This is a genomic window from Amycolatopsis sp. NBC_01488 (assembly GCF_036227105.1).
Taxonomy (GTDB): Bacteria; Actinomycetota; Actinomycetes; order Mycobacteriales; family Pseudonocardiaceae; genus Amycolatopsis.
In genome coordinates this window covers 2044034-2066716 of the sequence record NZ_CP109434.1, presented here as the reverse complement: position 1 = coordinate 2066716, position 22683 = coordinate 2044034, and the positions used below count along the sequence as shown (strand labels likewise).

Sequence of the window (22683 nt, the reverse complement as noted above, 5' to 3'; positions counted from 1 at the left end):
GCTTACGACGATACGGAGCGTGTGCTCCGTTTGTCAACGAGGAGAACACATGGAGAAGATGCGCGCGGACGCGCGGCGCAACCGGGCGAAGGTCCTGGCTGCCGCCGAAGAGGCGTTCGCCGCCGATGGGCTCGCCGTGCCGCTCGACGACATCGCGCGGCTGGCCGGGGTCGGCGCCGGCACCGTCTACCGGCATTTCCCCAGCAAGGAGGCGCTCTTCCAGGCCGTCGTCCTCGAGCGCATCGAGCAGTTCGCTGAGGAGGCCCGCGGGCTCGCGGCCGCCGACGACCCCGGCGAAGTCTTCCTCGACTACTTCGTCCGCGTGATCAAGCAGGCGTCGCTCAACCGCGCCATCTGCGACGCCCTCGCCGAGTCAAGCGGGCACGCGTTCAAGGCCGGCGCGGGTGACGACTTCCGTGCCGCGCTCGGCGTCCTTCTCCAGCGGGCCCAGGCAGCCGGCGCCGTGCGGACCGACATCGACGGCGACGACCTGCGCGCGCTCATCGTCGGGTGCCTCGCCGTCGAGCGGTACTCGCCGGGCAGCCGCCACCTGGTCCGCATCGTCGTCGACGGGCTACGCGCCGACCGGGGTCAGGTCGCGTAGCTTCCGCAGCGGCGACCACGCCAGGACCGCCGCCGACGCCAGGACCCCGGCCGCCGCGATCTGCAGCGTCGGCCGCATCCCGAACGCACCGGCCAGGACGCCGCCGAGGAGGCTGCCGAGCGGGACGACGCCGAGGACCAGCGTGTGCGTGATCGAGTTGACCCGGCCCAGCAGCTCCGGCGGCGCGACGGCCTGCTGGAAGCTCATGCCGAAGACGTTCAGCACGATGACGCCGTAGGTCGCGAAGAACCCGGCGACGACGTAGCAGGCGAGCGCCCAGCCGCGGCCGGTGAAGGGGTACAGCTGGTACGCGAGGTCGAAGAGCACGCCCGCGCCCCACAGCGCCCGCGCCTCGCCGATCCATCGGCCGAGGCGCCGCGCGGTCAGCCCGGCGGTGAGGGCGCCGGTCAGCGACGCGGTCCCGAGCAGCCCGATCGCCCACGGCGAAAGCCCGACGTCGCGAGCCAGGAAGACGATGACGATTGCCAGGTGGACCGACTGGAAGAAGCTCGACACCGCGCCGTGGACACTGATCGCGAGCAGGATCCGGTTGTCGCGGACGACGCGGAGTCCGTCGCCGATCTCGCGCAGCAGCCGTCGTGGTCCGGGCGACGGACGCACGTCCGGAGTCTCGATCCGGCGCAGCCAGAGGGCCGAGAACAGGTAGCTGACGGCGTCGACGGCGAGCGCCACCGCGTTGCCGAGCGCCTGGATGACCAGGCCGGCCAAGCCCGGCCCCGCGACCGCGGCCATCGAGAGGTTCGTCTGCAGCCGCGCGTTCGCTTCCGGCAGCTGTTCCCGCGTGACCAGCCGGGGCAGGTACGTCTGGTGGGCGATGTCGAAGAACACGCCCAGGAGCCCGACGCCGAGGACGACGAGCAGCAGCTGCGCCAGCCCGAGCACGCCGAACAGCGCGGCGACCGGGATCGACCCGATGAGCGCCGCGCGCCCGAGGTCGGCGGCGATCAGCACCGGGCGGTGGCGCATCCGGTCGCACCACGCGCCGACCTGCAGGCCCAGCACCAGGTAGGGGAGGGTCTCCGCGGTGCGCAGCAGCGAGACCTCGAAGACGGACGCGCCGAGGGCGGTGGCCGCGAGCAGCGGCACCGCCAGCACGTCGATGCGGCTCCCGAGCTGGCTCGCGAGATCGGCCAGCCACAGGCGGCGGAAGTCGCGGTTCTCCAGTACCCCCATGAATCCCAACGTGGCACGCTCAACAAACTTGAGTCAAGTCGACTCAAGGTGCACCGTCTGTAACAAGAGTTAAGATCAACGCGAGTTAGTCCTCGTACCTGCGCTGCGCGTGGCGAGGGGGTGCCGGATGCACGGCCGACCTAGCTGGGGCTCCGCCGCGGTGACCGGGTTGGCGGGTTTCGCCACCGGGTTGCTGGTGGCCGCGCTGCTCGTCGCGGGCCGCCCCGCTGCCCCGAAGCCCGCCGACGTCGTCGCCCCGCCGACCAGCACCGTTCCCGCCCTGCCGGTCACCGTGACCGCGTCGGTGCCGCCGTCCACCGTCACGTCGGTCGAGACGTCGCCGCCGACCACGACCACGAGCCTCGTCGAGGTCACCGTGTCCCCCACGCCGTCACCGACCTCCGCCACGCCGACCTCGACGTCCCCCGCCCTGCCGTTGACCAGCAGCTGGCGCGACTGACCCGTGCAACCCGGACGCGAAAGGTTCCGTCTGGACGGCATGCGAAGGATCCCGTGGACCGCGGCTCTCCTGGTCCTCGCCGCCGGGTGCGGCCAGGCCGGCTCCGGGTCGGAGGTCGCGTGCCCGGCGATCGGCACCGCCGTCGGCATCGGCCTGACCGTCCCGGACCCCGCGGGCATCACCCGCGCGACGCTCGAGGCGTGCTGGGGCGACCAGTGCGTCACCCGCCCGGTCGGCCTCATGCCCGAGACGGCCGCGGGCGCCACGTCCTGCGCGGCCGGCACCTGCGGTGCCTCGATGGTCCCGACCGGTGGCCTGCGGGGCTTCGCCGACCTCCCGGGCCTGCAGGCCGTGCCGATCCGGGTCACCGTCCGCTTCGACGACGGCAAGCCGCACACCGCGGTCGTCACGCCCACCTTCAGCGAACCGGGCGGCCCCGCCTGTGGGAAGGCGGGGCCGCAGGCTCAGCTCGTGGCGGGAGCCGACCGGGAGATCAAGCCGCGCTAGCCGACGTCCCGGCGCCGCCAGCCCACCAGGCCGGCGACCAGGGCGACGACCGCGACCGCCGTGAGCCAGACGAGCGGGGTCGCGACGAGCGCTTGGCCGGGAATCTTCGGCGGGTGCTGGAAGGGCGAGACGTCCAGCACCGCCTGCGGCAGGTCGACGACCGGGCCGAACAGGCTGAGCAGCAGCGCCAGCGAGCCGACCGCCCAGGCCGCGGCCGAGAAGCCCGGCAGCAGCCCGAAGATCGTCACCGCCAGCGCGACCACGACCCAGGCCGCGGGCAGCTGGACCAGCATCCCGGCGAGGGAGTCGCCGACCGAGCCGCCGACGTCGCCGGTGCGCAACCCGTTGGCCAGGCCCATGAACACCCCGCCGGCCAGCAGCAGCACCGCCGTGCCGAAGAACGCGAACACGAGGTGCCCCGCCGCCCAGCGCAGCTTGCCGACACTGGTGGCCAGCACCGGCTCGAGCCGGATCGCGGTCTCCTCGCCGCGCATCCGCAGCACCGCCTGGATGCCGTAGAGCGACGCGACCATCGCGAACATGCCGGCCATCGCGGCGAGGAACGCCTGCGTCAGCCCGTGGCTGCCGCCGAGCCGTTCGAAGATCTGCTGCGCCTGCGGGCTCGACCCGACCAGGTCGCCGATGCCGCTGGCGATTGAGCCGAACACCGCGCCGACGACCGCGGTGCCGATGGTCCAGCCGAGCAGCGGGCCGCGGTGCAGCCGCCAGGCGAGCGCGAACGGCGTCCGCAGGCTCGCCGCCGCCCGCGCCGGGCCCGGCCGCGGCGGCAGGATGCCGACCCCGACGTCGCGCCGCGGCAGCAGCCAGTACCCGGCCGCGCCGACGACCAGTGCGAGGGCCACCGGCAGCAGGAGCACCCACCAGCGTTCCCCGGCGAACGCGCGGATCTGCTGCACCCAGCCGATCGGCGACAGCCAGGACAGCCAGCGAGCGTCCACAGTGGAGTCTCCGGCGCCCCGCAGCAGGAACGCGGCGCCGACCACGGCGGTGCCGATCCCGTTGGCCGTGCGCGAGTACTCGGCGAGCTGGACGGCGACCGCCGCCACGGCCGTGAACACCAGTCCGGCCAACGCTTCCGACGCGCCGAAGGCGAGCGAACCGGCCGTGGGCAGGCCGGCGCCGATCATGCTGACCGCCTGGATCAGCCCGATCAGCACGCTCGCCCCGCCGGCCACCGCGACGGCCGACGTCAGCGCCGCGTACCGGCCGACGACCGCGGACGCGAGCAGCTCCGCGCGGCCAGTGTCCTCCTCGGCGCGGGTGTGCCGGGTGACCGTGAAGACCACCATCAGCCCGGTCAGCAGCGCCAGGAACCCGCACATGCGCCAGGCGATGAACCCGCCGGCGGTGGTCAGGTCGAACGGCGGCCCGTAGAGCAGCGCGTAGGACGGATTGGTGTTCGCGCCGGCCTGCAGGGCCAGCCGGTCGGCGGCGGTCGGGTAGAACTGCGCGAACGTCTTGACCGTGCTGGCCGGGATGACGCTCAGCAGCACGATCCAGATCGGCAGGTTCACGCGGTCGCGGCGCAGCGCGAGCCGGGTGAGGTGCCAGGTGCCGGCCAGCTCGTGAGCGGGCGCGACCTCGGCTTCGGCGCGGGAGAGCGTCGCGGTCATTTGGCGCTCGCCTCGGTCGTGTAGTGGCGCAGGAACAGCTCTTCGAGCGTCGGCGGCTGGCTGACGAGACTCCGGACGCCGACCTCGGTGAGTCGGCGCAGGGCTTCGTCGAGCGAGCGCGTCTCGACGTCGAAGCGGACGCGGTTGCCGTCGACCTTGAGGTCGTGGATGTTCTCCAGCTTCGTGAGCCCGTTCGGCGGGCCGGCCAGCTCGGCGGTGATCGACGTCCGGGTGAGGTGGCGCAGCTCGGCCAGCGTGCCGGACTCGACGGTCTTGCCGTTGCGAATGATGCTGACCTTGTCGCACAGCGCCTCGACCTCGGCGAGGATGTGGCTGGAGAGCAGCACGGTCCGGCCCTGCTCGCGCTCCTCCTGGATGGCGTACTGGAACGTCGCCTCCATCAGCGGGTCGAGGCCGGACGTCGGCTCGTCGAGGATCAGCAGGTCGACCCGCGACGCCAGCGCAGCGACGATGGCGACCTTCTGCCGGTTGCCCTTCGAGTACGTCCGTCCCTTCTTCTTCGGGTCCAGGTCGAACCGCTCGATGAGGTCGGCCCGGCGCTTCTCGTCGAGGCCGCCACGCAGGCGGCCGAGCAGGTCGATCACCTCGCCGCCGGAGAGGTTCGGCCAGAGGTTGACGTCGCCGGGCACGTAGGCCAGGCGGCGGTGCAGGCTCGCGGCGTCCTTCCAGGGGTCGCCGCCGAGCAGCCGGACGTCCCCCGAGTCCGCGTGGAGCAAGCCGAGCAGTACCCGGACGGTGGTCGACTTCCCGGCGCCGTTCGGGCCGAGGAAACCGTGTACTTCCCCAGTAGGTACCTGCAGATCGAGGCCGTCGAGGGCCTTTGTCCGGCCGAAAGACTTGTGCAGGCCGGAGATCGCGATGGCGTTTTCCATGGTTCGGAAGCTACACTCGTTTCACAAAGTTGTGAAGCTAAGAAAATGTCTGGATTGAGTGATCTTGCTGGGGGCGGTACGGGAGGATGGGCCGATGACGACGCCTGACACGAAGCGGGATGAAGACGCCGTCCGCCGGTACGTCGAGAGCCTCGGGCTCGTGCTCTCGCAGATCGGGATGCAGCGCATGCCCGCGCGGGTGTTCGCCGCGCTGATGACCACCGACGACGCCCGGCTGACCGCCGCCGACCTGGCCTCGCAGCTGTCGGTCAGCCCGGCGGCCGTCTCGGGCGCGGTCCGCTACCTCGAACAGATCGGCCTGGTCGCCAAGGAACGCGAGCCCGGCGAGCGCCGCGACCACTACCGCCTCTACGACGACCTCTGGTACGCCACGTTCCTCAAGCGCGACCGCATGATCACCATGTGGCGCGACGCGGCCGAGAACGGCATCGAAGCCCTCGGCGAGGACTCGCCGTCCGGGAAGCGGCTCGCCGAGATGCGGGACTTCCTGTCGTTCATGCTGGAAGAGCTGAACGGCATGTACGAGCGCTGGCACAAGCTCCGCGAGGAGAAGAACGCCTAGAGCCCGGCGAGCAGGGTGTCCACGAGCCGGTCGGCGAGGTCCGCCGGCTCGCGCTCTTCGAAGGTCGCCAGGAACGCCTGCTGGAAGCACACGCCGAGAAGCAGGGACGCGGCCGCCTCGACGTCGGTGTCCGCATTGAGCCGGCCCAGTTCCACCTCGGCCCGCAGGTAGTCTTCGACGCCCTTCAGCGGGATGCGCGGTCCGGCGCCACCCACGCGTTCCCGGTGCGAGCGCAGCAGCTCCCGTGACGAGAACATCGAGATGGCGATGGGGAAACTGTCGAGGTAGAACGCCAGGCCGAGCCGCGCGACGCGCACGAGGTTGTCCCGCAGTGACGCCCGCCCGGGGTCCGCGGTCAGCTCGGCCAGGGTGGCGCCCAGCGCCGGCAGCTCGTCGGACAGCACGCTGAGGAACAGGTCGGTCTTGTCGCGGAAGTGCTTGTAGAGCAGCGCCTCCGAGTAGCCCGCGGTCCGCGCGATGACCTTGGTGGTCGCGTGGGCGTAGCCCTGCTCGCGCATCACCTTCGCGGCCGCGGCGACGATCTCCTCACGGCTGCCCATGACGTCTCCTGAGTGCGTTCTCAGCGTGGTTAGTGAACACTCACCCTACCTGGTGAGTGTTCACTAACCGAGGAGGAGACATCATGAAGATCACGGTGCTGGGAGCGACCGGTGGCGTCGGCGGCGAGGTCGTCAAGCAGGCGCTGGAGCGCGGCTGGGACGTCACGGCCGTGGTCCGCGACCCGGCGCGGCTGAAGCTGCCGGCCGAAGTCGTCGTCGCGGGCCTGCACGAGCACGACAAGCTGACGGCCGCGATCGAAGGACGCGACGCGGTGATCTCGGCGGTGGGTTCGCGTGACCGCGGGCCGACGACAGTCTGCGCGGACGGTGCCCGCGCGGCGATCGAGGCCGGGGCGAAGCGCCTGCTGGTCGTCAGCGCCAGCGGCATGCACACCGAAGGAGACGGCTTCTTCACCCGCACGCTCGTCAAGCCGCTGCTCAACACCTTCCTCAAGCACGGCTGGGCGGACATGCTCGCGATGGAGGACGTGGTCACGGCGTCCGGCGTGGACTGGACCGTGGTCCGCCCGCCGATGCTGCTCGACGGCCCCCGCACGGGCAAGGTCGCCAGCCGGCTCGACGGGAACGTCCGCACGTTCACCATCCGGCGCGCCGACGTCGCCGCCTTCCTGCTCGACGCCGTGGCGGACCCCACGCTGGTCAGGGCGAAGGTTTCGATCGCCCACGGCTAACTTCGAGACCATGGTGATCCTCGCGCAAGCGCTCTACGTCAAGCGGACGACGCCGCGGCTCCCCGGCGCCGCGGGCCCGACCGAGGGACTCGTCCCTGGCGACGGCGAACCCTTCCGCTTGGCCGTCCTCGGCGAGTCCACAGTGGACGGAGTTGGCGCGAAAGACCACGAGGAAGCGCTCACCGGCTGCCTCGCCCGCGAGCTCGCGCGCGACGGCCGGGCGGTCCGCTGGCAGGCCGTCGGCCGGACCGGGGCCAACGCCCGGACCGTCCGCGCCGAGCTGGTCCCGCTGGTCCGCCCGGCCGACCTGGTGGTGATCGCGCTCGGCGTCAACGACACGATCGAGCTGCGGACAGCCGCGGGCTACCGCCGTGACCTGCTCGAACTGGTCGTCGCGCTGCGGCGGCGGCTCGGCCCGGTCGACGTCCTCCTGGCCGGCGTGCCGCCGATGTCCCGCTTCCCGGCGCTGCCGCGACCACTGCGGGACTTCCTTTCCGCCCGCTCGACCGCACTCGACGCCGCGGCCGCGACACTCGAGAAGATTCCCGGCGTCACGCACCTCCCGATGGACCGGCGGCTGCTCGACCCGGCCGCGTTCGCGTCCGATCGCTTCCACCCCGGACCCACGGGCTATGCCCGGTGGGCGCAAACGCTTGCCGAAGCACGTTCGGTGATCGGTTAGCCGCACTGCGTGGATCTTCAAGAAAAGTTCGCGGTTCGTGTATCTGGCCCCCTCGCCACTGCGTCCTGTGGAGCAGCCAAGCACGGAGATGGGAACGCGGCAGGGGGTGCCGGGTTCGGAAATGCGCGGTGACCGGGAGCCGAGGGGGCTTCCGGGCACCGTCGGCCGGGTGCCCTTCGGGGGAGGGGACATCCGGCGGGGTCCGTTGGGGAGCGGGCCCTTGAGGGAGGGGAGTATCGGTCGGCGCGGGTCCACCCGCCCGCGTCGGCCGGTACCTCCCTCAGTTGTCATTGACCGGAAGCGCGACCGACGAAGTAAGTGACTTGATGTATCCGAGATCCACCTGCACGCTCCTTCCCCCCGAAGGACCCGCGATACTGCCGAAGCCGACTCGAAGACTTTTCCGAAGAGGGGCAGATACCGTGACCGACGTGCAAACCACAGAGGTAGACCCGCCTTGGGAAGGCCTGACCGGCGCCGAGCTGCACGCCGCGTGCATGCAGGCCGCCCGGGACGGTGACCGCCGCGCGATGGACCGCCTCGTCGCCGAGCTGACCCCGCTCGTCTGGCACGTCGCCCGGGCCAACGGCCTCGACCGCTCGGTCGCCGAGGACGTCGTCCAGACCGTGTGGCTCGCGCTCTTCAGCCAGCTCGGGAAGCTCCGGGACCCCAAGGCCCTCGCCGCGTGGCTGATCACCACCACCCGTCGGGAGGCCACCCACCCGTTCGGCCGCCGCACGCAGCCCGTGCCGCTGAGCGACGAAGTCGCCGAGGCCATGCCGAGCACCCAGCCGGCACCCGAAGACGAAGCCGTCCGCGCCGACCGCGACCGCCGGGTCTGGCGCGCCTTCGTCCGGCTGCCCCACCGCTGTCAGGACCTGCTCCGGCTGACCGTGCTCGCGGGTCGTGCGGAGTACCAGCTCGTCGCCGAGACACTGCGCATGCCTCGCGGCAGCGTCGGACCGACCAGAGGGCGCTGCCTCGACCAGATGCGCGATCTCCTCGCCAGTGAAGGGGGAAGCCGATGAACGACCTCGGAACGCCGGGCGAGGCCTTTTCCGACGACCTGATCCTGGCCGGCATCGGCCGCTTCCTCGACGAGCTGGACCCGCCACCGGACGACCTGGTGCAGCGGGTCCAGTTCGCGCTCGCCCTCGAAGACCTCGACGTCGAGGTCGCGCGGTGGGAGCGGCTGGACAACCTGGCCGGCGTGCGCGGCGGCGGGACCGGGACGATCACGTTCACCGTCAGCGACCTGACCGTGATGATCAACCTGACCAAGATCGGCAAGCTGCACCGCATCGACGGGTGGCTCGTCCCGGCCGGCCAGTACGGCGTCGAGGTGCGGGTCGCCGAGCACGGCACGTCGTCCACGACCGCCGACGAAGGCGGGCGGTTCGTGCTCGACAACGTGCCGCGCGGGACCACGCAGATCCTCGTGCACCTCGGTGACGTGTCGTGCCGCCGGACCGTCGTGACGCCGACGGTCGTGCTTTAACCCAGGAAGTCGGCCAGGGGGACGGGCGTCAGCCCGTCCTTCTTGGCCTGCTCGACGAACGCCGTGTAGTCCTCTTTGAAGGTCTTGCGGAAGTGCATCAGCACGATGTCGCCCGGCTTGAGCTTGTCGCCGGCCTGGAACTGGACGTGCCCGTCGTTGACCGCGGCCGTCCACAGCACCGCGACGCGCATCCCGCACGCGGCCGCCGCGCGCAGCGTGTTCTGGTCGTAGTTGCCGAACGGCGGCCGGAACAGCGACGGCCGCACGCCGAGGCCGCTGGCGAAGTCGTCGGCGTCGTCGCAGATTTCCTTGCGCTGGAACTCGAACGGCTTGCCCTTGAGGTTCGGGTGGTCGACCGTGTGGTCGCCGAGGGTCGCGCCGGTCGCGTCGAGGATCTGCTTGAAGTAAGCCTCGTGGCCCTTCACGTACTTCTCGTTCAGGAACAGCACCGGGTGGGTGCCGTTCTGCTGCATCAGCTGCAGCGCGTCCGGGTCCTTGACCGCGCCGTCGTCCATGGTCAGGAAGACGTACGGCTTGTCGGTGGTGATCCGGCGGACCACCGGGACCTGGCCGTTCGCGACCGCCGGCGCCTTCTCCTGGACCGTGCCGAACGGGTACGGCGCCGACGTCGTGCTCCCGGGGCCGCCGCCCGGCGCGGGGTTCGGCTCGCTGGTGCCGAACTCCTTCCGGCCCGGCTCGTTCGCCGAGCAGGCGGTCAAAGCCAGTGCCGCGGCCATGACCACGGCGGCGATGCGCTTCATCCCGCGCCCCCTTTCGCGTAGTGAAGAACTACACGAAAGAGTGACGTTGGAGTACGGGGTGAAGTTGCGTCCGCGGGTCTGGTGTGGCCGAGGCCACCCAGGTCAGCCGCCTGTTTCGGCCGCCCTGACCAGCTTGCCCGAGAAGAGTCGGATCACCCGTTCGAGTCCGGCGGCCAGGATCGGCCCACTGCCCTTGACCGGCTCGGTGAACGACCCGGTCCAGCGCAGGTGCGTCCCGCCGCCCTCGGTCGGCGTGAACAGCACCTCGGCCCGGTAGTCCTTGATCGGATTGGCGCCGAAGAACGTGTAGACGTGCTTGCGGCCCGGCTCGTACTCGATCGTCTCCTCGCGGATCAGCACCGGCCAGAGGCCGACCTCGCGCACGGCGCCCACGCCGGCCGGGTCGTCGGTGCCCTGGCGCTTCCAGCGGGCCTGCACGATGAGTGGCTTTCCCCACTTCCCCCAGCTCGGTCCGTCGGCTTCGAGCGCGAACAGCGCCGCCGGCGACGCGGTGCTCGTGCGGTTGACCTCGAAGGAGAACTTGCGGCCCACCGGAACCTCCCACGTTGTTGACAGATTGATAATTAAGCGTTCCCGCGAGCGTAGGTCAAGATGGGGGCGTGAGCACGCCGCGCCCCGACCTCGCCGCGCCGCACTGGCTGACCCAGCTCCTGCGCAGCAAGCCGGTCCCGGTGCCCTGGAACATGGTCGCCCGCGCCGTCGTCGCGCTGGCCGTGCCGCTCGCGGTCGCGTACGCGGCGGGGGACATCGCCGTCGGCGCGCTGATCTCGACCGGCGCGTTGCCCGCCGTGCTGTCCGAGTCGGCCGGCCCGTACCGCTACCGCGCCCGGCGGCTCGGCGGCGCGACCCTGGCGGCGACCGCCGGGTACGTCGTCGGGCTGCTGACCGGCGGCACGCCCGCGCTGTCCGTACCGGCGGTGATCCTGGTCGCGGCGGTGTCCGCGCTGATCAGCGCGGCCGGCAGCAACGCCTCGGTCGCCGGCCTGCAGATGTTCGTGTTCGCCGTGCTCGGCACCGGCCAGCACGCGACCGGCGTGCGCGTCGAGATCCTGCTCGGCTTCTTCTGCCTCGGCGCCGCGTGGAGCCTCCTGGTGGCGCTCGTCAGCTGGACGTTCCGGGCGACCAGCCCCGAACGCACCGCCGTCGCGCACGTCTACGTCGAGCTGGCCGCGATGCTCTCGGCGACCGACGAAGCCGTCTCGCGCGTCGCCCGGCACCGGCTGACCACCGCGATGAACACGGCGTACGACCAGCTGCTGACCGCGCGCTCGTGGCTGTCCGGCCGTGATGCCGCCTACCGGCAGCTGCTCAACCTGCTCTCGGCGACGACCCCCGCGGTCGAGGCGTCGGTGGCGATGGTCAACGCCGGCCGCCGCGCGCCCGCCGACGTCATCGACCACTTCGTCGCGCTGTCCGCCACAGTGCTGGCCAGTCAGCCGCTGCCGGACCCGCCGCCGATGCCCGACGACGAAGGCGACCCGCTCCTCGCGGCGCTCTACGCGGGCCTGGTCCGGATCGGCAAGGGCGACGACCGCAAGCGCCGGGAGCCGACGCCCTGGTACCGGCGCCTGCGGACGTGGGCGGGCTCGCTCGCGTCCGGTCCGCTGACGTGGATCGCCGCGCTGCGGCTGACGTTGTGCGTCGCGATCGCCGAGGTCGTCGGGCTGCTCGTGCCGCTGGAGCGGTCGTACTGGCTGACCCTGACCGTCGGGATCGTGCTCAAGCCCGACTTCGGCTCGGTGTTCGGCCGCGCGGTGCTGCGCGGGATCGGCACGGTCGTCGGCGTCGGGATCGGCGCGGTCGTGCTCGCCGCCGGCGGCCACGGCTGGATCCTGGTCGCCCTGATCGCGATCTTCGCCGGCGGCGTCGCGGTGGGGAAGGTGCGCAACTACGGCGTCCTGAGCGCGTTCGTGACGCCGTTGATCATCCTGCAGATGGACCTGGCGAACACCGGCAGCTGGAACGTCGTGGTGGCCCGGCTGATCGACACGGTGCTGGGCTGCGTGATCGTGCTCGTCTTCGGTTACCTGCTGTGGCCGGGAAGCCGTCGCCCCCAGGTCGGCGGGCGGCTCGCCGACGGGCTGGACGCCGTCGCGAAGTACGTCTCGTGCGCGCTGGTCGAGGCGTCGGAAGGGGAGGCGCGGCTGGCGCGGTCACGGGCCCGCCGCGGCGCCTACCGGGCGCTGGCCGACCTGCGGACGGCGTTCCAGCAGGTCGTCGTCGAGCCGTCCGCGAACGGCCGTCAGGCGGTGGCGTGGTGGCCGGTCATCGCCGCGCAGGAACGGGTCGCCGACGCGGTCACCGAGGTCGGCGTGACGATCGGCCGGGGCGTGGCGCCGCCGGAGCGGGGGGACATCGAGCTGCTGACCGCCGCGTTGGACGAGCTGGCGTCGGCGATCCGCGAGCAGCGCGAGCCGCGATCGGTGCCGCTGCCGGACAGCCCGCAGCTGGCCGGGGTGGTCGACCAGCTGGAGTCGGCGTTCGACGCCGTCCGCGGCCCCGACCTGGTGGAACGCACGCCGCTGCGGCTCGTCCGGCGCTTCCTGCCCTACCACCGGCGCACGTGACGCCCGTGCTGTTCAATTGCAGCCATGGGAATCGACTTCGATGCGTTGAAGGGCAAGGCCGAGGAGGCCCTGCGCGAGCACGGCGACAAGATCGAGGAAGGCCTCGACAAGGCGGGTGACTTCGCGAAGTCGAAGTTCACCGGGCACGACGAGCAGATCGACAGCGGCATCGAGAAGGCGAAGAGCTTCCTCGACAAGTTCGACGACAAGCCGGACACGCCCCCGGCCCAGTGAGGCTTATTCAGCTGTCGCCCGCCGCATGGCTTCCGCGGTATTCAGCAGTCTGCGTGCGGGGCGCGGCGGGCTAACCAGAACAAGCCTCAGTGACTACTGGACCTCGCCGGTAGCGATGCCGTCCGCGAGGCCGGTGATCCGGCCGCCGCGTTCACCGAGCGCAATCAGGCCCTGCCGCGCGTCCGGGGCCGACAGGCTGATCCGGACGCCCGCGCGATCGACGTCCAGGCTGGCGGCCAGCGCTTGCGCGCCTTCGTACCCCGCGTTGATCGTGGCCGCCAGCCCGCCGGTCGACGCCAGCGAGCCGCGTGCGGCGCCGAGCCGGCCGAGGGCGTCGTCGACGATCGGCAGCAGGGCGTCCCGGTTGCCTTCGGTCATCGCGCGGACGAGCTGCGGGTTCGAGCCCGCGACGCGCGTGCCGTCGCGGTAGGACCCGGCGGCCAGCGACATGGCCAGCGGGCCACCCTCGGCGCCGATGGTGGCCAGGATCGCCGCCAGCAGGTGCGGCAGGTGCGAGATCCGGGCGACGGCTTCGTCGTGCGACTCGGCGGGCAGCGGGACGACGTGCGCCCCGATGTCCAGCACGAACCCCGCGACCTCGGCCCACGCGTCGAGGTCGGTGTCGTCTTCGACGGCGACGACCCAGGCCGCGCCCTGGAACAGCGCGGCGTCTCCGGCCAGCCAACCGGAGTTCGACGTCCCCGCCATCGGGTGCCCGCCGACGTACCGCGTGTACGGCACGCGACGGCGGACGGCGTCCAGGACCGGCGCTTTCACGCTGGTCACGTCGGTGAGCAGGCAGTGCGACGCGTGCTGGGCGACCAGGCGCAGCAGGTCCTCGACGGCCGGCAGCGGCACGGCCAGCACGACCATCGCGTCGTCGGCGGCGGCCCGGTGCAGGGCGGCTTCGACGTCGGTCGTGACGTCGTAACCCGCTCTGCTGGCCGCGTCGGCGTCCACTTCGGAAACTGCGGCGCCGAACGCCGTGCGGCCGCTGGCGGCCGCCGCGCGCAGCAGCGAACCGCCGATCAGCCCGAGCCCGATCACGCATACGTCTCGCACGGGCCCATCCTGCCAGTGCCGGACGCTTCACGGGCTACAGCGCGGCGGCGAGCCTCGTTCCCTGGTCGATCGCCCGTTTCGCGTCGAGTTCGGCGGCGACGTCGGCCCCGCCGATCAGGTGCACCGGGAGCCCGGCCGCGCGCAGTTCGTCCGCGAGGTCCCGCACGGGCTCCTGACCGGCGCAGACGACGACCGTGTCGACTTCCAGCAGCCGCGGTGCGCCGTCGACGGTGAGGTGCAGGCCGGCGTCGTCGATCCGGTCGTAGGTCACGCCGGTGAGCTGCTCGACGCGCTTGGCCTTGAGCGCGGCCCGGTGCACCCAGCCCGACGTCTTGCCGAGCCCGGAACCGATCCCGGACTTCTTGCGCTGCAGCAGGAACACCTGCCGCGGCGACGGCTCGGGTTTCGGCTTCGCGAGGCCGCCCACCGCCCGTTCCGGGTCGGTGACACCCCACTCGGCCATCCAGGCGTCGAGGTCGAGCGCCGGCGAACCGGTGTGGGTCAGGAACTCGCTGACGTCGACCCCGATGCCGCCGGCCCCGATGACGGCGACGCGTTCGCCGACCGGCTTCCCGTGCCGGACGACGTCGACGTACGACAGCACCTTGGGGTGGTCGATCCCGGGCAGCGACGGCACCCGCGGCACGACGCCGGTGGCCAGCACGACCTCGTCGAAGCCGGTCAGTTCGCCCGCGGACACGCGCTTTCCGAGGTGCAGCTTCACCCCGGTCACCTCGACGCGCCGCTGGTAGTAGCGGATCGTCTCGGCGAACTCCTCCTTGCCGGGGATCTTCCGCGCGATGCCGAACTGGCCGCCGATCTCGTCGTCGGCTTCGAACAGCTCGACGCGGTGGCCGCGTTCGGCCAGCGCGGTCGCGGCCGACAGCCCGGCGGGCCCGGCCCCGACGACGGCGACGTGCTTCGCCCGCCGCGTCGGCGCGAGGGTCAGCGTGGTTTCGTGGCCCGCGCGCGGATTCACCATGCAGGACACGAGCTTGCGCTTGAAGGCGTGGTCGAGGCAGGCCTGGTTGCAGGCGATGCACGTGTTGATCTCGTCTTCGCGGCCGCTTTCGGCCTTGCGGATCCACTCGGGGTCGGCGAGGAACGGCCGCGCCATCGACACGAGGTCGGCGTCGCCGCTGCGGAGAGCTTCCTCGGCGACCTGCGGCATGTTGATCCGGTTCGACGTGACCACCGGGATTCCCACGTGCGGCTTGAGCTTCCCGGTCACCCAAGTGAACGCGGCGCGCGGCACCGACGTCACGATCGTCGGCACGCGGGCCTCGTGCCAGCCGATGCCGGTGTTGATGATCGTCGCGCCGGCGGCTTCGACGTCCTTCGCGAGCGCGACGACGTCTTCCCAGCGCTGGCCGCCTTCGACCAGGTCGAGCATGGAGAGCCGGTAGACGATGATGAAGTCGTCGCCGGCCTTTTCCCTGGTGCGCTTGACGATCTCGACGGCGAACCGGCGGCGCTTCTCGGGCGTGCCGCCCCAGGCGTCGGTGCGCTTGTTGGTGCGCTCGGCCAGGAACTGGTTGATCAGGTAGCCCTCGGAGCCCATGATCTCGACGCCGTCGTAGCCTGCTTCGCGCGCGAGAGCGGCACAGTTCGCGAAGGCGTTGATCTGCTGACGCACGCCGCGATTCGTGAGGGCGCGCGGGCGGAACGGGTTGATCGGCGCCTTGATGCTCGACGCCGACACGCTCAGCGGGTGGTAGGCGTACCGGCCCGCGTGCAGGACCTGCAGCGCGATCTTGCCGCCCGCCTCGTGCACCGGTTCGGTGAGCTGCCGGTGCTGCTTCGCTTCGGCGGACGTCGTCAGCTTGGACGCGAGCGGCAGCAGCCAGCCGGTGCGGTTCGGCGCGAACCCGCCGGTGACGATCAGGCCGACCCCGCCGCGCGCGCGTTCGGCGTAGTACTCGGCCAGCTCGGGGAAGTGCGCGGCCTTGTCCTCGAGGCCGGTGTGCATCGACCCCATCAGGACGCGGTTGCGCAACGTCGTGAAGCCGAGGTCCAGCGGCGACAGCAAGTTCGGGTACGGGCTCATCAGGCGTCCTTCTCGTGGTGGAGGGCGGCATCCAAAGCGCTGAGGACTTCGTCGAACCACTCGACCTGGCCCTCTTCGACGCGGATGCCGCCGCGCAGGACCAGGTACTGGTGCAGGTGCCGGCCGGTCAGCGCCGCGGGCGCGGGAAAGTCGCGCTTCTCGATCTGGCGGTAGACGTCGAGGCGTTCGGCGTGCCGCGCGCGGTGGCGGCGGATCTCCGCCGCGACGGCACCGGGGTCGCCGAAGGTCGCCCCGCGGATCTTCACGGCCAGTTCGACCGGTCCTGCGCCCGGATCGGGTTCGGCCAGCCAGCGGATGAGTTCGGCGCGGCCGCCGTCGCTGACCGTGTAGACCTTCTTGTCCGGCCGTCCCGACTGCGCGATGACGTCGACGGCGACCCAGCCGGCTTCTTCCATCCGCTTCAGCACGCGGTAGATCTGCTGGTGGGTGGCGCTCCAGAAGAGCCCGATCGACTTCTCGAAGCGGCGCGTCAGCTCGTAGCCCGAACCGGCGCGCTCGGACAGCGAGACGAGGATCGCGTGCTCCAGTGCCATGGCCGGATCGTCCTATGCAACGAGTTGCAGTGCAACGAGGCGCGCATCACGTCACCCCTCGAGGGGATGCTGCGTCCTTCACAAAACGGGTCGACTGCGCGCGGGAAACGACCAGGATGGGAGGGGTGCACCCGGTACTCGAACTGATCTCCGAACGGATGGCGGCGGGCAGCGTCCCGGGACAACGCACCGACGGCCGGCGGCTCGCGCTCGCCGTCGAAGGCGGCAGCAGCCGCGGCACGTACTCGAGCGGCATGGTCCTGGCGCTGGACGAACTGGGCGTCACGCCCGCGTTCGACGCGGTCTACGGCTCGTCGGCGGGCGCGCTGAACGGCGCGTGGCTGCTCTGCGGCCGCTCGTCGACCGGCGTGCGGACCTGGTGGAACCCGATCGTCATGCGCCGGATCATCAACCCGCTGCACACCCTGCGCGGCCGCGCGGTGATCGACCTCGAATATCTCGTTCACCAGGTCTATTCGGTGCTGGAGCCGATGGACTTCCCGGCGATCCTGGCCAACCCGGTGACGTTCCACCCGCTGGCCACCGACGCCGACACGGGGGAGTCGACCGACCTGCACCCCTTTCTCGACGACGTCGACGCGATCAAGGTCGCGCTCGCGGCGTCGTCCTGCATGCCGGTGCTGGCCGGCCCGCCGATCCCGATGGCCGGGCGCCGGTTCGTCGACGCGGGCGTCGCCGAGCCGATCCCGTACCGCACGGCGCTGGCCCAGGACGCGACCGACGTCCTGGTGCTGCGCACCCGCCGCGCGGACGAGCTGCCGCTGCCGCCGCCGAGGGCGTACGACGTCGTGGTCCCGCGCTTCCTGCGCCGCCAGGCGCCCGGCGCGATTCCCGCGTGGCGCGACACCTTCCGGCGCGACGTCGAGGACGAGGAGGTCCTGGCGTCCGACCCGAGGATCCTGAGCGTCCGCCCGCCGGTCGGCTCGCCGGACGTGGCGGTGCTGGAACGCGACCCCGAGGTGCTGCGCAGAGCCGTGGAGCTGGGCAAGAGCGCGGTCCTCGACGTCCTCGAAGGCCTACGCGAAGCTTCCTAGCCGGTTCGCCCGCGACTGCACGACCAGCCGCTGCACGCCGAGCGAGATCGCCAGGTACAGCAGGATCGACCCGATGCCGAGGCCGTGAGCGCTGCCGTCGAAGAGCGCGTCCAGTCCGATGTGGACACCGAACGCGACCAGCCAGAGCGCGGCGGTGAGCCAGGTGCCCTGGCGCCACAGCTGCCCGTCCTGCCGCCAGAGCCGGACGCTCAGCGCGCGCACGACGCCGAAACCCGCCGCGAGCACCAGGCTCGCGATCAGCAGGAGCGCGATCGCCGTCGCGGACGCGGTCGAGGTCTTCAGGTACGTGCTCAACTGGAGGATCCCCAGCACCAGCAGGATGAGCAGCACGACCGGCCTGCGGTCCTCGCGCACCAGGCGCCGCTGCGTCTGCCGCCACACCAGCCAGGCGAGGACGACGAGCCCGACGAGGATGTTGACCGAGCTGTTCACGGGTTTCCCTTCCGCGGTGGTCTGGTGTCACCACGGTGCCCGAGCGAGCGCGCCGGGACGTCCACCCCGGGGTGGAAGCCAGGTGGATCAGGGCTTGCGCGCGATGCCGCCGATCACCCGGGACTCCGACGGCGAGGCGGCGAACACCGTCCGCTCGTCCGGATGCCACGCGGGCGCGTACACGAGGCCCGGCTCGAGCATCGGCCAGCCGCCGAAGAACCGCTCGAACTCGGCCATCGGCCGCAGGAACCCCGGGTTCGTCGTGGTTTCGTAGTACTCGAGCAGGTCGATCAGCGCCTGCCGCTCGTCCTCGTTGACCGGGTTCTCGTTGGTCATCTGCGACAGCACGAGCAGCGAGCCGGACGGCAGCCGGTCGCGGTAGAACTCCAGCAGCTCGTCCGGGTTCTCCTCGTCCTTGACGAAGTGCATGACCGCGTTGATCACCAGGGCGATCGGCTCGCGCACGTCGATCACGGCCGACGCGGTCACCCGGTCCCAGAGCTCCTCCGGCTGCAGGAAGTCCGCGGCGATCGCGTGGTGGCGCTCCGGGTCGGCGGTGTCGGCCAGCAGCAACGTCGAATGCGCGAGGGCGATCGGCTCGTTGTCGATGTACAGCACGCGCGTGTCGAGCTCGTCGCGCTCTTCGTCGGCGACCTCGTGGACGTTGCCCGCGGTCGGCAGGCCGGAGCCGATGTCGACGAACTGCCGGATGCCGGCCCGCACGCACTCGCGGACCGCGCGGCCGAGGAACTGGCGGCTCGTCAGGCAGTAGTCGCCCATCAGCGGCAGCCGCGCGCGGACCTTCTCGGCGAACTCGCGGTCGATCGCGTAGTTCGTGTTCCCGCCGATGAAGTAGTCGTAGATCCGCGCCGCCGACGGCCGGTCGAGACTGCTCTCGACGGCCTTGAGCGCGTCGTCGTGGTTGATCATGCCGGTGCCCGAGCCTCCCGATAGGCGTTCACCGACTCTGTCAGGCGGTCCAGCTCGGCGCGCAGCCGGGCCACCCCGGCGTCGTCGAGGTTCATCGCCGTGCCGATCACGTCGGGGATGCCTGCTGCCTTTTCGCGCAGGGCTTTGCCGGTGTCGCTCAGACTGACGCGGACCGAGCGCTCGTCGTCGGCCTGCCGGTTGCGGACCACCAGGCCCGCGGTCTGCAGCCGCTTGAGCAGCGGGGAAAGCGTGCCCGAGTCGAGGTTCAGCTCGGCGCCGAGTTCCTTCACCAGGCGGTGGTCCTGCTCCCAGAGCGCCAGCATGACGAGGTACTGGGGGTACGTCAGGTCGAGGTCGTCCAGGACGACCCGGTACAGCGACGTCACCGCGCGCGACGCCGAGTACAGCCCGAAGCAGAGCTGGTCGTCCAGCCGCAGCGATGCCATGACTTCCTCCTCTCTCGTCACTCTCCATGCTTCCGGAGATCGTGCTGCACGGCAACTTAAGTGCCCTGTATCTCATTGGACGTCATTCAGTTGTGCGCAACTCAATTGTGAACTATGTTTGTTGCATCAGCTCGAACGAGGAGGACGACATGACCGCCAACCCGCACAGCCTCGCCCTGGAACCGGCCGCGCAGGCGTTCGCCGAGGCCACCGACCAGCCGCCGTACCTGTTCCAGCTGCCGCCGGAGGAGGGGCGCAAGGCCGTCGACGGCGTTCAGGACGGCGACGTCGCCATGGCCGACGCTTCGATCGAGGTCGTGCAGGTGCCGGGTGGCCCGACCGGCGAGGTCGAGACCCGCATCGTGCGCCCGGCCGGCGTTTCCGGGCCGCTGCCGGTGATCGTCTACCTCCACGGCGCCGGCTGGGTGTTCGGCGACTTCCACACCCACCAGCGCCTGGTGCGCGAACTGGCCGCCGGCGTCGGTGCCGCCGTCGTGTTCCCCGAGTACGACCGCTCGCCGGAAGCGCGCTACCCGGTCGCCATCGAACAGAGCTACGCCGTGGCGAAGTGGGTCGTTTCGCAGGGTGCCGAGCACGACCTCGACCCCACGCGCATCGCGATCGCCGGCGACTCCGTCGGCGGGAACATGACCGCGGCGCTGACCCTGCTCGCGAAGCAGCGCGGCGACGTCACCTTCCGCCAGCAGGTGCTCTTCTACCCGGTGACCGACGCGAACTTCGACACCGAGTCGTACCGGAAGTTCGCCGAGGGCTACTTCCTCGGCCGCGAAGGCATGAAGTGGTTCTGGGACCAGTACACGACCGATCCCGCGCGGCGCGCCGAGATCACGGCGTCCCCGCTGCGCGCGTCGCTCGACGAACTGGCCGGGCTGCCGCCGGCCCTGGTGATCACCGGCGAGGCGGACGTGCTCCGCGACGAAGGTGAGGCGTACGCGGCGAAGCTGCGTCAGGCCGGTGTGCCCGTCACGGCCGTGCGCTACCAAGGGATCATCCACGACTTCGTGATGGTCAACGCGCTCCGCGAGACCCACGCCGCCGAGGCCGCGATCACCCAGGCCGTCACCGTACTGACCCGGGCTTTGGGAAAATAACTGAGAAAACGCTGAGTGCGCCGCACGTTGCGGCCCTATGACGCAACTCACAGGGCCGCAACGCGCATGCCTGCTCAAACGTGCTATCTACGCGACTCCCGAAGATCCGGGCGCGCATTCCTGCCCGCCCGGAAGGACCATTCCCATGCACCTGAGCAGCATCCGGCTGGACTCGCCGGTCAACATGATCGTGGTGGTCGTGCTGACGCTGCTCGCGATCATCGCGGTCCCGTGGTTCTGGGACCGCTGGCAGCGCAAGCGGTTGTGGCGCAGCGCCACGATCCTGCTCGCGGTCGTGCTCCTGGTCCTGACCACCGGCATGGCGGGCAACATGATCGGCGGGTTCTTCCCGACGGTCGGCTCGCTGCTCGGCACCGGCGAGTATTCCGGCCAGGGCACCGACGCGGAGGCTTCGCAGAACGGCGAGGACCTCGAGAAGCTGCGCGACACCGGCGTGGCGCACGCCCACGAGGGCAAGGGGACGGTCGTCCACATGAAGGTGACGGGCCGGCGCACCAAGCTGACCCGCGACGTCACGGTGTACCTGCCGCCGCAGTACTTCGACGCGGCGTTCAAGGAACTGCGGTTCCCGGCGGTCGAGTGGATCCCGAACTACCCGTCCGGGCCCGAGGTGTTCGCCGTCTACGGCATGCCGCAGCAGCTCGACACGGCGATCGCCAAGCGCGCCCTGCCGCCGACGGTGGTGATCGTCCCCGACCCGACGGGCATCCCGAAGGTCGGCCACGACACCGAATGCGTCGACGAGGTCAACGGCACGGCCAACGACACGTACCTGACGGCGGACCTGCGCGACTGGGCCCTGCAGAAGCTCGGCGTGTCGCCGAACCGCCGGGCGTGGACGATCGCGGGCTGGTCCTCGGGCGGCTACTGTGCGATGAACCTGGTGACGCGCCACCCGCAGTGGTACGGCCAGGCCGTCAGCGTGAGCGGCTACGACAAGGCCCAGGTCGACGCCGAGACCGAGGACCTGTTCCACGGCCGCCGGGACATCAACGACGCCAACAACGTCCGGGTGAACGTGCGCCTGCACCCGTCGCCGGTGGAGATCCTGGCGATCTCGGGGGACAAGGAGAGCTACGAGAGTTTCGCGATCGACCAGATCCGCGCGGCGGCCCGGCCCCCGGTGCAGTTCTCGTCGTGGCGCGTCCCGGACGCGGGGCACAACATGAACACGTTCAAGTCGCAGATCCCGGACGTCCTGGCGTGGATCGGCGCGCACACGCTGGCCGCGGCCCCGTCCGGACGGCAGGTCGAGACCACCGGCGGCGTGCTGCCGTGGCCCCTGCCGCGGTCCGGAGCGCACGGCGCGCTGGCCGACACGGACCAGTAGCCGCCCTTCGCCGCCTCGGTCCGGGCGTTTCGACATCGTTGTCACCGGTGGGGGATGCGCTGTCGTTTCGCTGCCCGTGTTCGCGGGGTACCTGTGTGCGGTGACGGTCGTCACCACACGCTGGGAAGGACTGGAGTCATGACTCACGCGAAAGGCGCACGCATCCGGGTTCGCGGCCTGCAGCCGGCGCAGGTGCTGGCCGGGTTGGCCGGGATCGCGTTCCTCGTCGTCGGCATCATCGGGTTCGCCAGGACCGGGATCGGGAACTTCGCCGGCCACCACGACGCCGGGTTCTGGCGGTTCTCCGGAAACCCGCTCATGAGCCTGGTCCGCGTCGTGACCGGCGTCGTCGGCCTGCTGCTGGCGTTCGGCTCGGGCCGCGCCCGGACGTTCGGCTGGCTGCTGTTCATCTTCTACGGCGCCCTCTTCGTGTGGGGCCTGATGATCGACGGCCTCATCTCGACCAACCCGTTCGCCAACGCCGGCAACCCGATGGACCTCGGCCGCGCCGACACCTGGCTGCACCTCGGGGTCGCCGCGCTCGGCCTGCTGATCGCCGTGCTGCCGGCCCGCCGCACCATCCTCGTCCCCGAGGACGAGGTGGTCGACGAGCCGACCGTCGTCGAGCAGCGCACCGACCGCGTCGCCGACGCCGACCGCACGGACACGATCCCGGCCGACGAGCCGCGCCGTCGTTCGTTCCTTCGTCGCAACCAGACGGAGCGAGGCCCGGAGGTCGCTCGCGAAGAGCGTCCGCCGGGCCTCGCCCACTAGGAAGTCCTG

Annotated in this window: 26 protein-coding genes; 14 read left to right on the top strand and 12 right to left on the bottom strand. The window is 71.2% G+C overall.

Annotated elements, in window-relative coordinates:
• Positions 1-49: 49 nt before the first annotated feature.
• Complete coding sequence (locus OG738_RS09890; RefSeq protein ID WP_329053039.1) at positions 50-604, top strand: TetR/AcrR family transcriptional regulator; 555 nt, start codon at positions 50-52, stop codon at positions 602-604.
• On the opposite strand, the gene OG738_RS09885 is transcribed toward OG738_RS09890, so the two are convergent.
• Complete coding sequence (locus OG738_RS09885; RefSeq protein ID WP_329053037.1) at positions 575-1798, bottom strand: MFS transporter; 1224 nt, start codon at positions 1796-1798, stop codon at positions 575-577. The two genes, OG738_RS09890 and OG738_RS09885, sit on opposite strands and share 30 nt — an antisense overlap.
• Before the next feature lie 127 nt (positions 1799-1925).
• Here OG738_RS09885 and OG738_RS09880 point away from each other — a divergent pair, with 127 nt between their 5' ends.
• Together OG738_RS09880 and OG738_RS09875 are read left to right on the top strand one after the other, a co-directional pair.
• A complete protein-coding gene (locus OG738_RS09880) occupies positions 1926-2258 on the top strand; it encodes a hypothetical protein (RefSeq protein ID WP_329053035.1) in 333 nt (110 codons plus the stop codon).
• Positions 2259-2297: 39 nt separating this feature from the next.
• Positions 2298-2765, top strand: coding sequence for a hypothetical protein (locus OG738_RS09875; RefSeq protein WP_329053034.1), 468 nt, complete (start codon positions 2298-2300; stop codon positions 2763-2765).
• Here the strand turns inward: OG738_RS09875 and OG738_RS09870 are convergent.
• Positions 2762-4399: an ABC transporter permease gene (locus OG738_RS09870; RefSeq protein WP_329053033.1), complete on the bottom strand. Its 1638-nt coding sequence runs from the start codon at positions 4397-4399 to the stop codon at positions 2762-2764. The two genes, OG738_RS09875 and OG738_RS09870, sit on opposite strands and share 4 nt — an antisense overlap.
• Positions 4396-5292 (bottom strand): ABC transporter ATP-binding protein, encoded by an 897-nt coding sequence (locus OG738_RS09865; RefSeq protein ID WP_329053032.1) that lies wholly within the window; start codon positions 5290-5292, stop codon positions 4396-4398. The genes OG738_RS09870 and OG738_RS09865 overlap by 4 nt, the downstream gene beginning before the upstream one ends.
• A gap of 94 nt (positions 5293-5386) precedes the next feature.
• Here OG738_RS09865 and OG738_RS09860 point away from each other — a divergent pair, with 94 nt between their 5' ends.
• Positions 5387-5875 (top strand): GbsR/MarR family transcriptional regulator, encoded by a 489-nt coding sequence (locus tag OG738_RS09860; protein WP_329053031.1) that lies wholly within the window; start codon positions 5387-5389, stop codon positions 5873-5875.
• Here OG738_RS09860 and OG738_RS09855 read toward each other — a convergent pair.
• Positions 5872-6435 carry a TetR/AcrR family transcriptional regulator gene (locus tag OG738_RS09855; RefSeq protein ID WP_329053030.1) on the bottom strand — a complete coding sequence of 188 codons (564 nt, stop codon included), beginning with the start codon at positions 6433-6435 and terminating at the stop codon, positions 5872-5874. The two genes, OG738_RS09860 and OG738_RS09855, sit on opposite strands and share 4 nt — an antisense overlap.
• A gap of 83 nt (positions 6436-6518) precedes the next feature.
• Here OG738_RS09855 and OG738_RS09850 point away from each other — a divergent pair, with 83 nt between their 5' ends.
• The 4 genes from OG738_RS09850 (at position 6519) to OG738_RS09835 (ending at position 9307) form a co-directional block, all read left to right on the top strand.
• Positions 6519-7127, top strand: a complete 609-nt coding sequence (locus OG738_RS09850) for an NAD(P)-dependent oxidoreductase (protein WP_329053029.1) — start codon at positions 6519-6521, stop codon at positions 7125-7127.
• Between the two features lie 10 nt (positions 7128-7137).
• The gene (locus OG738_RS09845) at positions 7138-7809 is read left to right on the top strand and encodes an SGNH/GDSL hydrolase family protein (protein ID WP_329053028.1); all 672 of its coding nucleotides are present in this window, start codon (positions 7138-7140) and stop codon (positions 7807-7809) included.
• Positions 7810-8231: 422 nt separating this feature from the next.
• A complete protein-coding gene (locus OG738_RS09840) occupies positions 8232-8837 on the top strand; it encodes an RNA polymerase sigma factor (RefSeq protein ID WP_329053026.1) in 606 nt (201 codons plus the stop codon).
• Positions 8834-9307 (top strand): carboxypeptidase regulatory-like domain-containing protein, encoded by a 474-nt coding sequence (locus OG738_RS09835; protein WP_329053024.1) that lies wholly within the window; start codon positions 8834-8836, stop codon positions 9305-9307. Before OG738_RS09840 ends, OG738_RS09835 begins: the two co-directional genes overlap by 4 nt.
• Here the strand turns inward: OG738_RS09835 and OG738_RS09830 are convergent.
• Both OG738_RS09830 and OG738_RS09825 read right to left on the bottom strand, forming a co-directional pair.
• Positions 9304-10050, bottom strand: coding sequence for a polysaccharide deacetylase family protein (locus OG738_RS09830; protein ID WP_442875935.1), 747 nt, complete (start codon positions 10048-10050; stop codon positions 9304-9306). The two genes, OG738_RS09835 and OG738_RS09830, sit on opposite strands and share 4 nt — an antisense overlap.
• Before the next feature lie 120 nt (positions 10051-10170).
• Entirely contained in the window at positions 10171-10620 is a 450-nt protein-coding gene (locus tag OG738_RS09825; protein WP_329053022.1) for an SRPBCC family protein, read from the bottom strand.
• A 68-nt stretch (positions 10621-10688) separates the two neighbouring features.
• Here OG738_RS09825 and OG738_RS09820 point away from each other — a divergent pair, with 68 nt between their 5' ends.
• Both OG738_RS09820 and OG738_RS09815 read left to right on the top strand, forming a co-directional pair.
• Complete coding sequence (locus OG738_RS09820; RefSeq protein ID WP_329053021.1) at positions 10689-12656, top strand: FUSC family protein; 1968 nt, start codon at positions 10689-10691, stop codon at positions 12654-12656.
• 24 nt (positions 12657-12680) lie between these two features.
• Positions 12681-12890 carry an antitoxin gene (locus tag OG738_RS09815; protein WP_329053019.1) on the top strand — a complete coding sequence of 70 codons (210 nt, stop codon included), beginning with the start codon at positions 12681-12683 and terminating at the stop codon, positions 12888-12890.
• A 93-nt stretch (positions 12891-12983) separates the two neighbouring features.
• Here OG738_RS09815 and OG738_RS09810 read toward each other — a convergent pair whose 3' ends face one another.
• From OG738_RS09810 to OG738_RS09800, 3 genes are read right to left on the bottom strand one after another with little or no spacing between them, the layout of a single operon-like run.
• Positions 12984-13952 carry a prephenate dehydrogenase gene (locus OG738_RS09810; protein WP_329053017.1) on the bottom strand — a complete coding sequence of 323 codons (969 nt, stop codon included), beginning with the start codon at positions 13950-13952 and terminating at the stop codon, positions 12984-12986.
• A 34-nt stretch (positions 13953-13986) separates the two neighbouring features.
• On the bottom strand, positions 13987-15999 hold the full coding sequence (locus OG738_RS09805) for an NADPH-dependent 2,4-dienoyl-CoA reductase (RefSeq protein ID WP_329053015.1): 2013 nt from the start codon (positions 15997-15999) through the stop codon (positions 13987-13989).
• A complete protein-coding gene (locus tag OG738_RS09800) occupies positions 15999-16553 on the bottom strand; it encodes a PadR family transcriptional regulator (RefSeq protein WP_329053013.1) in 555 nt (184 codons plus the stop codon). Before OG738_RS09800 ends, OG738_RS09805 begins: the two co-directional genes overlap by 1 nt.
• Positions 16554-16669: 116 nt before the next feature.
• On the opposite strand from OG738_RS09800, the gene OG738_RS09795 reads away from it, so the two are divergent.
• The gene (locus OG738_RS09795; RefSeq protein WP_329053011.1) at positions 16670-17608 is read left to right on the top strand and encodes a patatin-like phospholipase family protein; all 939 of its coding nucleotides are present in this window, start codon (positions 16670-16672) and stop codon (positions 17606-17608) included.
• On the opposite strand, the gene OG738_RS09790 is transcribed toward OG738_RS09795, so the two are convergent.
• The 3 genes from OG738_RS09790 to OG738_RS09780 all read right to left on the bottom strand — a co-directional run bounded on the left by OG738_RS09790 (position 17591) and on the right by OG738_RS09780 (position 19437).
• Complete coding sequence (locus OG738_RS09790) at positions 17591-18061, bottom strand: hypothetical protein (protein WP_329053009.1); 471 nt, start codon at positions 18059-18061, stop codon at positions 17591-17593. The genes OG738_RS09795 and OG738_RS09790 overlap by 18 nt on opposite strands.
• Positions 18062-18148: 87 nt before the next feature.
• Positions 18149-18991, bottom strand: coding sequence for an SAM-dependent methyltransferase (locus OG738_RS09785; protein WP_329053008.1), 843 nt, complete (start codon positions 18989-18991; stop codon positions 18149-18151).
• On the bottom strand, positions 18988-19437 hold the full coding sequence (locus tag OG738_RS09780; RefSeq protein WP_329053007.1) for a MarR family winged helix-turn-helix transcriptional regulator: 450 nt from the start codon (positions 19435-19437) through the stop codon (positions 18988-18990). The genes OG738_RS09785 and OG738_RS09780 overlap by 4 nt, the downstream gene beginning before the upstream one ends.
• A 149-nt stretch (positions 19438-19586) precedes the next feature.
• On the opposite strand from OG738_RS09780, the gene OG738_RS09775 reads away from it, so the two are divergent.
• The 3 genes from OG738_RS09775 to OG738_RS09765 all read left to right on the top strand — a co-directional run bounded on the left by OG738_RS09775 (position 19587) and on the right by OG738_RS09765 (position 22674).
• Positions 19587-20549: an alpha/beta hydrolase gene (locus OG738_RS09775; protein WP_329053005.1), complete on the top strand. Its 963-nt coding sequence runs from the start codon at positions 19587-19589 to the stop codon at positions 20547-20549.
• 145 nt (positions 20550-20694) lie between these two features.
• Positions 20695-21900, top strand: a complete 1206-nt coding sequence (locus OG738_RS09770) for an alpha/beta hydrolase (protein ID WP_329053003.1) — start codon at positions 20695-20697, stop codon at positions 21898-21900.
• 138 nt (positions 21901-22038) lie between these two features.
• Entirely contained in the window at positions 22039-22674 is a 636-nt protein-coding gene (locus OG738_RS09765; RefSeq protein ID WP_329053002.1) for a DUF4383 domain-containing protein, read from the top strand.
• Positions 22675-22683: the final 9 nt, after the last annotated feature.